This window comes from Myxococcus sp. CA005 (genome assembly GCF_006518205.1).
Lineage (GTDB): Bacteria > Myxococcota > Myxococcia > Myxococcales > Myxococcaceae > Myxococcus > Myxococcus xanthus.
Window position 1 is genome coordinate 1 of the sequence record NZ_SRLV01000146.1, and the last position, 12,186, is coordinate 12,186.

Genomic DNA, 12,186 nt, shown 5'->3' on the forward strand with positions numbered 1-12,186 from the left:
CTGGGCATTCACTCGCCGTTACGGCCCGTGCACTCGCTCACCCCGCTGAAACGGGGCTTTGTCAGTGGGCTTCACCGCAGGGGTCTCCCCTGTCGGCGCCACCCCAGCTATGCGGCCTTGACCTGTTGCCGCCTCGGGACTTTCACCCTACGGGTCCATGAGTTCCTCCAGGCATCACACAACTACCTTGACGCTCACCGCTACCGCCCCACACGAGAAGGTGGACCTGGACGCGGAATTGGGTATCCGCTGAACGAACCCCGTCTTCGGTGAGACGAGCAGACGCCTCATCTTGAGGCCGTGAGCGGGAAGCTCTCAGCGCGGCGACGACTGCTCTTCGGACGAGTCCGCAACCGGCTCGGGAACAGTGAGTGCGCCCACCTCGGCTGGGAGACCCCCACTTGGCGGGCCAACACCGCGGCACTCACCGCGCCTGGGTCCACCATTTGCTTCACCATCTGCGCATTGAATGCATCCGTGTACGACACTGCGTCCTGCCTGCTCTCGCCCTCAAGGCGTCGTCAGCTCGGCACGTCAGCCGAGGCGACTTCTTCCCTGACCCAGGGGGGGGGTACATTCCGACAGCGAGCCAAGTTAGATGCTGACTGGCCCACTTTCTGGAAACGGCCTGCCTCAATCCTGCGCTAGTGTCACTCTCATGGCAACCCTGCAAGGGCAGCACGTCTTTCGTCCTAGAGCTCGTGTCCTACGACTCCTCGGTGAAGAACTAATCAGCGACGAAACCATTGCCGTCGTCGAGCTAGTCAGGAATGCATGGGACGCAGATGCGCTAAGCGTCAAGGTCGCATTTCACAATGCCCAAAATGCACTTGGCGGAAGTCTTGACATCATTGATGACGGACACGGCATGTCGAAAGAGACCGTCCTTGGGTCATGGCTCCAACCTGCTACCCCGGACAAGAAACTTCGGCATGCATCTCCATCAGGACGGCCGCTTCTTGGCAAGAAGGGCATTGGTCGCTTTGCCGCTGATAAACTCGCTAGAAAGCTAGTACTCATCACAAAGAAAGAGGGAGAGACGACAGCAACAAGAGCGGTCGTCGACTGGAATCAGTTCGACGATCCTATGAAGTTTCTCGACGAAATCCATCCACAGATTGACTCCCATCCAACCCCTGCCACTGGCCATGGCACCAGTCTATTCCTCCAAGACCTCCGCAGCTCTTGGTCCGAAGACAGAATCGCCCATCTCAAATTAGAACTATTAAAGCTATTTCCTCCATTCAGATCCACAGAAGTTCTGGGCAGCCCTGTGATACCTCCAGCGCTTGCCACGTTCCAGGTAAAGCTGGAGGTTGATGGGATTTCCGAGGACATAGGCCATTTTCCGCAGTCACTCAGGACACTCTGTCCTTGGCGAGTGAGGGCTGTCGTTCGCGCACACAGCCCAACCGAAGACGAAATTGCAATTGCAATCAATAATGAGCCCGAGCGCGTGCGACCCCTTGGCGGAGGAGCAAAGGGAAAGAAGAGCGCAGCCGGCCATTTTGCCGTTGAAATCGACGTCTGGGTCAGAAGCGCAGAAGGACTGGCTGGTATTCGCGAGACACTGGATCTCTCGCTTCAAGAGGCCAGAGGACTGCTTGATAAGTGGTCGGGAATTTCAGTCTATAGAGACGGCTTCCGCGTCTTCCCTTATGGCGAACCAGGTAACGATTGGCTCGACCTCGACAAAGAGCGAATCAACACGCCCAAAGAGAGGCTCAGCAACAGCCAAATCATTGGATGCATCTACCTAAGCGAGCAAGACAACCCAGAACTTCGCGATCAGACCAATCGCCAAGGCTTGGTAAACAATGACGCCTTCAACGATCTTCGCTCAGCGATCAGGCAGGTCATCAGAGAGATCGAAAACCGAATACTCGTCGACAAGCCGACCACCAAGCAACGCCGATCCGGGAGGCGGCTCTTTGAACTGGAAAGTCTCAAGCGCTTGCGGGAAATAGCGGAAACATCAAAATCAGTTGCAAGCACGCAAGTCCTCGCAATGATTGGCGCAGCAGAGGCAGAAAAATCGTCCGCAGAAGAAACGATTTCGCAAGAAATTTCAAGATATCGTCGAATCCTAAGCCTATCAGTAGTAGCAACTCGGATGGCTCATGAAATCAGGCAGCAGGTCGACATTATCCGCCGAGCGATAGACAATGGCCTCAAGCGCCTAGCAAAAGCCTCCGTCACTATTGTGGGTGTATCCGAAGCATTGGCACGTGCAGATGAATCGGCGGGCATCGTGGCTCGGGAAGTGCGCAGACTCCTTCCGTTCACGCGCGCACGCAGAAAGATTGAGAAGATCGACCTCAGCAGGCTAGCCATCGACATCCAAAGCGATTTCACTGAACCAGCAAGCAAGAGAAACATTGAAATTAAATTTGCGTCACCGTCGAGTCCGGCAGAGGTCGAGGTAGACTATGGAGAGCTATATCAAGCCGTTAGAAACCTCGTCGACAATGCCTTGTTCTGGAGTCCAGAAGGAGGGCAAGTAACTCTCTCTGTTTTCGCAAAACACGGAAGTGCCTTCATAGCCGTCACCGACCAAGGACCCGGTGTGCCTACCGAGGATGAGGGCGTCATCTTCGAGCCGTATTGGTCGACCAAGCCCAACGGCTCCGGATTGGGCCTGCCGATCGCGGGCGAAATCGCTGCCGATTACGGAGGGAGTTTGAGCCTGAAGAAAAGTAGCACGATCGCTGGTGCATCATTTGAGATTGCAATTCCGCGTGCAAAATGAAACCTACCGAAAGAATCCTGGTAATCGACGACGATTCAGCATACGGAGCAACGGTCAAGGAATCGCTGGAATTGGATGACTACGAGGTCCAAGTCCGTGACTCTGCGGACAAGCTGAAAGAAGACCTTGAGACATTCCGCCCCCATGCGATCGTTTTGGATTTTGACCTAAAAGACGGTCCAAATGGACTTTCAGTGCTTCACCGCATTCGAGAGAGCGATGCCTATATCCCTGTCGTGCTCATGAGCGGCGCCCTCGGACTAGAGGCCGGAGAGGCCCGAACCGATCTGGCAATCAATGGCATTGACTTTATTCTACAGAAGGGCGACAATCCGAAGGCGCTCCCGGCTGTCCTTGAGCGCGAGATTGCGAAGCAGCGTCAAGTAATTGCCGCCCTAGACGAATGGGTTCAATACAGCCCGGATGCTGATGCGCCACTTTTAGTTACAGAAGATGGGTCTGAGTACTCGCTTCGACAAGCGCTGGAGGAGATGAAGAAGGCGACCTCAAAAGGCCGAGCTTTACTCAACCATTATCGCCAAGGGCTCACTCAGATACTCGCCAGTCAGAAACCGTGAAAACCGTAATCATCCGCCCAGGAGCGGCCGGGCCGCTTGACGCATGGGAAGCTGTTGCGCGGCGAATTGTTGATGTTTTTCTACAACACATCGTTCCACGCTCGTATATCGATTATGGCGCATTTTCCCCACAGGCCACCGCGCGCCTGCATGATGTATTGGAACGGAACGTCGCAAACGTCGTAGTCGCCTTTACGCACGGGCATGATGACCGCCTGCTTTGCCCAAGCAGTCAGACCGCCATTGGCACTGATGATGCGCATCTGATCAAAGGCAAGTTTTGTTACTTCATAGCCTGTTGCACTGCCGTCGCGCTTGGCCCTACTCTCATTGGCGCAGGCGCATCTGGCTTTGTTGGCTTTAAGATCAAGTACAAGTTTGCGACCCATCCCTCAATGTTCGATCGACAAACCAACGCATTGCTTGAGGGGATACTTGCACATTTGAACGGTGGCGCAGATGCAGCAACCTGTGCCAAGCTTCTTTCCAAAAGTCTTCTTGCGGCGTCACATGCGCTCGCACGCGACCCGAAGACTCCTCTTCCCGAAAAGGCCTTTGCAGTATGGGAAATGGTTAAAATGGCCAATGGCGTTGTTCATTATCCTTGACTGCGTCGGACGCACTGCGCTTGATCCGAGTAGTTGCTCGTGTCGCTGGCCAGTCGATGAGCAGATCGCCGGCAACTGACCGTCCGTCGGTCGGTTACGAAAGAACTACCTCTTCGTCGGCAGTGGCGAGGCAGGTTGGAACCTAGCGGGACTGAGCTCCCTGCTCGACACGTACGAGGCCGACGGCCGCTCTCAGCAGGTGATGTACCACGCAGGGCGGTGCTCGGTTGCCCTGCCTCCACCTTCGCGAAACTCGGCGCGAAGCCCATGCTCACGCACCTCCCTCATAATCGATGAAAGTTCCATACCGCCCACAACCCAGAGAACTCCTCCGGATGGAACGTTGTTGATAACCTCAAGCCCCCCTGGTGCGAGTGTCTTCGTGATTGCGTCCGCAATCGAAGCCGCATCTGCCTTCTGTCCCGCTCGGGCGAAGCTGATCAGGGCGATATTCACGGCTTCCGCAAGCTTGGGTAACGCTGCCTTCCGGAGGTTCTCCTGCACCTCCTTCGCGGCCCCCTTCCGGCCGGCGCGCGCAGCAGACAACGCGCCCGCCACATTGGCCGGGACGGGAAAATTCATGGCCTTGATAGCGCGCCAGCACTCCGCCTTCTTGCACCACTCCGTAACGTTCCGCCCCTCAGCTGTTCGCTTGATGGCTTCTTCAATGGGCATCAGCAGCCCACGAAGCGCCGCCTCCAACTGAGGCGTCAGCTTCTGCGCTCGCCAGATTTCGGCAAGATCCAAGCGCGCACCGACTCGTGATGCAAGATACGCCACCGAGTAAGTAACGATGTTCGCTCTGTACGCGCCAATCCTGGCTTCACGTGCAAGCGCCTGGACCTTACGGAAGATGATTGCCTTAGCTACGAGCTGGGTGAAGTACTGCTCGTCCGGGCTGAAATCGGGCTGCTGCGCTTTGAACAAGAGCATGAACTCCACGAAGTTTTTCTGGGATCCCTTGCTGACCAAGTCGGGCCGTTGACCCCAACTGTGCTCAAAGCCCGCAAGATCCGTCTTCGTGAACATCTGTGATGGCGGATGGATGCTGTCGAATTGTCGCTGCTTGGCGGGTGTAGAGGCCTTCCCGCGGGCTACCTGGTATTGACCGCGCGCGCGCTCGTAGAACCAGCGGCTCTGCTCGCCTGGTGCCCAAATCGTACGTGAGAGGCTCTCCAACTTCTGATGGAACAAATCGTTCGCGGAGAAATCGGCCTCGTTTACCTTGTTCTGGCTGTTCGCATACAGGGAGATGCGCGGAACGAGTGTCTCAAGATGCACCAAGCGCACCTGTGAGAGCTTCATCTGTACGAAGACCCGAGAGAGTTCCGCCTGGTCCTTCTTTCCAGCACGGTGGATGGAGGCCGTCGTCTGGCCACCGTTGACGATCTGCAACCCCCTGATCCAGACAAGAGCCGTCGTCCCGTCCGGGAGCAACTTCGTCTTCACGTCCTCCGCCACCGCTGTGATGCCGTTGTTGTAGGCGAAGAAGAGCTGAGGCTCCTTGAGCAGCGTGTCACGAATGCCGCGGTTGATCTTGCCACGAGCCTGGAGGAAGGAGCGAACGTTGAGTTCGAGGAGCCGCTCACCGTATTCGTCGTACAGCCTGAAGAGAACCTCCCCCGGAACCACGGCGAGGTAGGCTCCGTATTCGCCTTCGGAGATTGGAACCGGCAGACAGGGGATGGTGCGCTCGAATTCGCCAAAGTCGATATCGATCGTCTCGCGGACGCACCCCGAACTCATGCTCCGATACAGACGCTCGATGTCCCAGATATCCGCACGAACATCGATCCGGGATTGCTTGCTAATCTTCAGCGGCTTCTGCAGTTGGTGCTCACGCACCACACAATCCGTGAGCACGATCACGTTCACACGCTGCACACTGCCTTTGGAGAAGACCTCCCTGACCCGCTCCGCCATGTCGTAGGCAGGGTGGGCCTGTTCCATCTTGCTCGAGAGGTCAGCCGCGGCCGCACTGACGAAGTTCAAGGCACGCTGGATAGCCTGATAGACCTCTGTCATGCGCAGCGTCGGCGGAACGGGAGTATCTCTGTAGATACTGATGATGATATCGAGATGCTCCTCGTCCTCCCCCACGTTGTAACCGTTCGCCTTGAGATGACGGTTCCCGAGTTCCTTGCGGAAATAGCAGGTATGCCCACCAGTAATGGCACCGGCTTCCGCGATGATGTCCACCACCCGCTCGGTGAAGGCGTTCTCCTTGAACTCCGCCGCCTGCGAAGCACTCGCGTGACCCGACATCTCTCCTCGAGCAAAGGAAACGATTTCAGCGTGGAACTCACTAGCAAACTCAAGAAGCTCCGGGCTCAATGACATTGTCACTTCCCAACGATGAGTGCTGCCGCTGCATCCGGTGACAGCCGGTAGGCAGCGCATGCCGACAGCGCGACGGAGTACCGAACGTCTCCGACTCCGTCGGGTATGTCCGCTTCGGTGAGCCGGGGGAAGCAGCCCATCACGCGGTAGAAGTCATGTGACCGCACCACATACGCGGCCTCCCCGTAACGAACTGCGTGAACATCGAGATAGCCCCAGCTTCGGAGCTTCTCCTCGAACAGGGAAAGAGGCTGCCCGGAAGGGCGTAGTAAATCCCGCAGCGACGCCACCATCCCGACGAGAGTCTCGCCGGAATCATGTCGGATTTCGAGCGCCACATGCAGCAAGAGCAGCGCTGGCACATGCGTTTCGTCGAGCTGCCGGATGTTGGAGATCGCCACGTGATGGTGCGGGCTGCTCGCAGTCGTCTTCACCTCGACGGCGCAGGACGCGAACTGGAAGTCCTGGTTGCTCCGATCGGGCCCTGTCCATGCAAGGATGGCGCACTCTGCCCCCATGAGCCGAAGGGCTTGATGACGCAGACACCAGAGCTCACCATACAGACCGCGCTGGGCATGAGCCCCGAGACCTTCTGGACCATGCCGTTCGAGAAACTCCTGCCACCGACGGAGCCGCTCAACGAAGGTCGAGACAGCGTTGCGCTGGCCCACCGCCTTGGCAACGCTGTCGACAACATCCTGGGCAAGGACTCCAAAGACATCACGATATGGTGGGGCCGCGAGCCAGAGACTAAGCCTGACTGAATTCGGGCTGGGGTGCGGGTTAATCTCCCGCAGCAGCACGAAGCCAGCCGAAGAGAGACGCTCGCCAGCCATACGAAGCGCAGCGGGCCTGACATGGATGCAGACGAGCGGTACGTCAGATGGCCTGTCGAGGCCAGCATAGATTTCGAGACGAGATTCGGGGTAGAGGCGTCGCGCAACCAGCCCGGCCTGGAGCTTGGGCTCTTCGGAAATGAGCCTCCATGCCTCCTCGACAGACTTCACATCAGACTCCCATATTGTTGTTCCCAATAAACATTATTGACGCGATATGGAACCTTCAGTGCGGTTTCAGATGCAGGAAAGCTGACTGCCCAGCCGATTGGAATCGGACTGGTGAGCTGCAGCACCTTGCTGGTATCTGCCGCCGGATCCAGCGGATAAATAATGAGGAGACCACGGTCCTTGGGACGCACCTGGCGGATGAATGGGCCGCTGGGCGCCTCCGGCATCTTGTCCCGTTTCGTTCGACCAGAGTCAGGATGGAAATTATCCTTGGTCAACTTGAGCGCCCGTGCATACGCAGCAGCATCAAGGTCTATAGCCTCATCTCTCGGGCTTACCAAGCGACGGATCTTGTATAAGCCATTCGTGGCGTCTTTGTTTTTGGCCTGTCGCTTCGTGAGCCCGATGGGCAACCCAGCGATATTTTCCTTCACTCCCTCGCCACCGCCGAACAGCACCACAGTCCACTGACTCAACTCACGCTGGGAGAGCTGCTTCTTGATGTACTCGGAAAGCAAGACCCCCACAGCCTTTGTAGAGCTTTGCGGCACATGGAGTGTGGCCAAGAACTCAGCGACTTGTTCAGCCGACACCTCTGGCCATACGTAGGAAGTCACCCACTCCTCTGACCCACTCGGACGAGACTGAATCCAACCTGGAGCACGCCTGCCAAGCTTCTCAAGAAACCTGACCGTGCTGGCCAAGTTGTGTTCCAGCACCTCCCGCCGGGGGTCGAAGTTGGTCGTTTCGATGATATCTCCATCGAACGAGATCATAAGATCAACTCCGTTCCTCATCTTGACTGGAGAAGTAATCAGCAACGTTGAGTGTGAGCGAACCTTGAGCCCATAGTCGGCCGGAAAGCCACCCACGGCGGACATCCGATCAAATTCCTGACGCAGTTCTTCTCCGGCCATCGTCACGTGCTGGAACCAGTCATCGAGTTCCTCGGTCATGTACAATCGGCAGAGATCCAGATAGCCGGGCCTGTAGCCGAACCAGCGGCCCATCTGCATGAGAGTGTCGTACATGCGCGAGGCACGGAGGAAATAGCTTACCGAGAGCCCTTCCAGAGTCAGGCCGCGCGCGAGTTTGTCCCCCCCTACCGCAATGACGCTCAACCCCGTTGCGCGGTGCTCTTCGTAATCGAGCACGTCTCCAGCCGTGCCATTGATCTGCTTGACCTTGATGCCAGCGACAGCGGCCTTGAGGTGTAACGAAACCTTCGACCACGAAAGAACTGGCAGCGACAGATCATTGATGGATTGGGTGGTAGGAACGAAGTCCTCATCCCAGAGGCGACGCAGCTCCGAGTGAAGGCTTGTAACTCCCGCTGCCGTCCCCAACTCCAGGTGGTCCTGCACTTCCTTAAGAGCACGCTTCACCTGGCCGAAGACCTCCTTCTGCACATCGGTGAACCGGGTAACGTGCACGAGCATCGAGTTGTGCTCGTTGAGCTGTCCACGCGCGCGGCGTGCTGCACACACGAGCAGGAAAGAGTGCAGCGCCGTTCGCAGGGACGGTGGGAGCTCACTCTTCCCCTTGAAACGGGGCTTGTGTTCCTTCTTGTGAACAGGAGGTATCCAACCATTTCGCTCTCCAGGGTTGGGCGAGTCGGCATGGTCGGAGATGTGCCGTATGAGGCCGAGTGGCTCCCTCTCCTCGGCGTTCAGCATCGGGTCCGGGTCCAACCCGAAGACACGTACTGGGCCGACGTAATCGGAAGGTGCGGGGAGATTCGTGATGAAGCTCCTGGGGAACAGATCCGCACCGTGCTCGTCGGTCTGGCCAGCATCGTGGATGAAAATGTTGGCGAACGGAGTGGCCGTGTAGCCAACGTAGGCATTCCGCTCGAAGAGATGGAGCAACTTCCGGATCTGCTTGTTGATGGCGGTTGGATCGTGGTCAGGGTCCGGCCGCCCCTCTTCATTGAACTCCTGGGCCCGGGTGTCGATGGATGCGTTGTCCGCCTCGTCATCAATGACCAGGAGAGGCACATCGGGCACGACACGCCTCTCAACGTCACGGACTGTGAGCGTCTTCTGCGCGAAGCGCTCGACCCACGAATTCAGGTTTGCCAGCACTCGCGCGTTCTTCTTGACGACGAAGAGAAGCGGGATGCCTCCAGGCCCGATGTGGAAGTTTCGTCGAACACTCATCTTGAAGTCGCCGTCGTCAGCTCGAGTCGTGATGGTGTTCGCGCGAATACTGGGATCGATCAACCCGACGCCGATATGCTTTGAGATTGACCCTTCAACGGACTCGTCCTTGCTCTCGTACCCGAGGAAGCCTTCGTCCAAGCGAATCTGCGTTTGGCTGCGCAGACTCTTGTGAATACCCGCGAGGACGATGATGACCTTGTAGCCAGCGTCCGCCGCTTTACAGATGAGCCCCGTGTAGTTGGCTGTCTTTCCCGACTGAACGTGCCCTACTACCAAGCCCCGGCGGCTCCACATCCCCTTGCGGTTCGGGTCTTCGAGCCTGCCGAGCGTTTCATAGGTCAGTTCATCGAGCTTCTCGAGGCTCGCGGCAGCCCATCGCTTCTGCTGGAGGAGGCGCTGGTAGCGCTTCCAGAACTTCCAATCGATGTCCGACTTGCGGCTGTTCAGCCATGCGATGTGGTCCTCGTTGTGCTCGAGGGTCACTGCGTTGCCCATCCACACCGTGAATGAGGACTCCAGGTCCGCGACGAGGCGCTCGCGATCAACTTGGCTCTTGCTGTTCGGATCCATCTGCAGCGCAAGGTCGACCTTCGCTGCAATCATGTCCCGGGTCAGCACCTGGCCTTGCTGCACTTGGCCCCTGAGGAGAATCTGCGCAATGCTCCAGGCGCTATCGTAGGCATTGTTCATCTGCTCATTCCTTTCATGAGCTGCTGCTTGGCGCGACTCAGCGCTTCTTCGAGCCCAATTCGTTGATGGCCTTCGCGTACTGAGCGAATGGACGCATGGAGAGGATGCGCTCCCGAGCGGACTCCTCCGTTTCGCCATCTGCGCGCAGAGCCTTAAAGAGTTCCCCAAGCACCTCCGCGACCCTGGCGGGCGGCTCGCTTTCGAAGGCTTCAGCGTGGGCTTCGGGCTTCTCGGACGCATCCAGCCAGATTCGCTGGACGGGCACCGTCTCCTCCAGCAGACGAAGGAGTGCCTTGAGCGGCTTCTGATCACTGCCCTGGCGCTCGATGACGAACTTCACGAGCGGATGCTCCCTACGAACGCGATAGCCAAGCCGACCACGGGTGGTGACCGACTCCCAGGCATCATCGATTTCGCGAACACCTGATGTCCGCACTCGAGCTCCCCTGTGGACGAACACCTCCCGAGCCAGCTTGCGGACCGCATCCGCAAGCTCCCTCAGGCGCTCTTCCAGTTCCGTTGGAGGCCGGGCTCGGGACTTCTTGACATCGATCTCCCACTCGGCATCCGTCGAGTTGGAGATGTCCACCTTCAACCTGGCGAGCCTGTAGTGTTCCTCGGTCGCATACCCCAGACTGAGCCACCCTCCAGCGACCAGCAGGCGGCGCTCCCGATAGACATAGAAGCCCTGTTGGGTGTTCCAGCCCCCCGGGCCGGCAGCAGCCTCATACTCGTCCTCTCTCATGCGGTCCTTGTGCGGCAGGACGTAGCCAGTCACCTGGACCTGCTCCTTCCGGAGCTTCAGTGCCTCTTCAGGAAACTGGTACGTGGCCACATGAGAAGAGAGGAAGGGGTCCCATGGGCGAACCAGCGAGTCGGCATCGCGGCCATTGAGATATATGCGCAAGGGCGGCCGACCGTCCTCTACTTCGAGGTACCTGTGAAAAACCATTCCAAGGTGCCGCCCTACAGTGCGCGCCAATGCGAGGAAGCGGCTCTGGGCCTGGGCATCGTCTTTGCGCACCTTCCCAACGATGCGGTCCATCTGCTCCCACAGCACGAGAGTTCCCTGCCGCTGCCCGTCCAGCGTGGAGAGACGGGAAGCAGAGCCTGGGGCCTCCGTCTTGAGCAGGCGCCACTCCCTGCTGTCTCTCACGTAATCGAGGTCCCAACGCCGGATGGCCCACCTGCCTCCGGCTTTGAGCGTAGCAACCGTGAGACGGCGTGCCTGAGAGAAGGAGGCCGTCTTCAGGCCAAGACCGAACCGCCCGAGATCGTTCGGCGCCCGTTCGTCCAGCGGACTGCGATTGCCAGGGCGCATGGCATCCGCCAACTCAGCCTCGGACATCCCGCGGCCGTCATCCCGCAGAGTGATGTGCGAGTCCTCACCACCCCAGTGGAAGGTGAGCCAGACGTTGCGCGCTCCCGCCGTGATGCTGTTGTCGATCAAGTCCGCCAGCGCCGTCTGCACGCTATAGCCCACTGCCCGAAGCGCCTCGAGCATGGACGACGCCCGCGGCTCTGCAATCTCGTAGTCGGCCTCCGACACGACTTCGCCAACCTTGCGCAACGCTCCCTCGTCTTCCCCGGCAGGCCCCCCGGAGCGCGTATTAGCCCCGAGCAATAGAAGCCAGCCCCCCGGTGGCAGGTCTGTTCCACATTATCCTAGTTTCCGAGCTCCCAAGAAGCGGCTCCGGGAATGCAGACCGAGCAGATAACCGAGCGCCGTCACCGGTACGGTACCAGGGTTACCTAAGACCCTCTGGCGACAAGGAGTCGACTGTGGCAGGCGCAGCCAAGGTGCAGTCCGGGCAGACAGACAGAGTGTGGCGTCATCCGCCCACGCGTGGCACGGCAGCTGAACAGTCAGCCCGACATGCTTGGTCTGGTACAGGCTCCTACGCTGGTTGACCGCCCATGAATACCACTACTGCGTCAGGGGTAGGCAGAAGGGAGAGTGGGCGACGGAGGGCTGGGCGGGCAGGCCCTCATTGCATTGGCCGCCATCCGCCCCACTCATGAAGCAGGTATGGACTCCTTCATGAACGCCGC

Annotated in this window: 7 protein-coding genes; 3 read left to right on the forward strand and 4 right to left on the reverse strand. The window is 58.4% G+C overall.

Going from position 1 to position 12,186, the window contains the following annotated elements; all coding sequences use genetic code 11:
• Positions 1–658: 658 nt before the first annotated feature.
• The 3 genes from FMQ63_RS35710 to FMQ63_RS37675 are packed head-to-tail and all read left to right on the forward strand — an operon-like array spanning position 659 to position 3,935.
• Positions 659–2,749, forward strand: a complete 2,091-nt coding sequence (locus tag FMQ63_RS35710; RefSeq protein WP_167545726.1) for a sensor histidine kinase — start codon at positions 659–661, stop codon at positions 2,747–2,749.
• Positions 2,746–3,327, forward strand: coding sequence for a response regulator transcription factor (locus FMQ63_RS35715; RefSeq protein WP_011553628.1), 582 nt, complete (start codon positions 2,746–2,748; stop codon positions 3,325–3,327). Before FMQ63_RS35710 ends, FMQ63_RS35715 begins: the two co-directional genes overlap by 4 nt.
• Positions 3,324–3,935, forward strand: a complete 612-nt coding sequence (locus FMQ63_RS37675; RefSeq protein ID WP_171452397.1) for a hypothetical protein — start codon at positions 3,324–3,326, stop codon at positions 3,933–3,935. The genes FMQ63_RS35715 and FMQ63_RS37675 overlap by 4 nt, the downstream gene beginning before the upstream one ends.
• A gap of 192 nt (positions 3,936–4,127) precedes the next feature.
• Here FMQ63_RS37675 and FMQ63_RS35730 read toward each other — a convergent pair whose 3' ends face one another.
• The 4 genes from FMQ63_RS35730 to FMQ63_RS35745 are packed head-to-tail and all read right to left on the reverse strand — an operon-like array spanning position 4,128 to position 11,704.
• Positions 4,128–6,275 (reverse strand): AIPR family protein, encoded by a 2,148-nt coding sequence (locus FMQ63_RS35730; RefSeq protein WP_020479242.1) that lies wholly within the window; start codon positions 6,273–6,275, stop codon positions 4,128–4,130.
• 2 nt (positions 6,276–6,277) lie between these two features.
• Positions 6,278–7,282 carry a PD-(D/E)XK motif protein gene (locus tag FMQ63_RS35735; RefSeq protein WP_074960307.1) on the reverse strand — a complete coding sequence of 335 codons (1,005 nt, stop codon included), beginning with the start codon at positions 7,280–7,282 and terminating at the stop codon, positions 6,278–6,280.
• Entirely contained in the window at positions 7,279–10,134 is a 2,856-nt protein-coding gene (locus FMQ63_RS35740) for a Z1 domain-containing protein (protein ID WP_011553625.1), read from the reverse strand. The genes FMQ63_RS35735 and FMQ63_RS35740 overlap by 4 nt, the downstream gene beginning before the upstream one ends.
• Positions 10,135–10,171: 37 nt before the next feature.
• On the reverse strand, positions 10,172–11,704 hold the full coding sequence (locus tag FMQ63_RS35745; protein ID WP_020479239.1) for an ATP-binding protein: 1,533 nt from the start codon (positions 11,702–11,704) through the stop codon (positions 10,172–10,174).
• Positions 11,705–12,186: the final 482 nt, after the last annotated feature.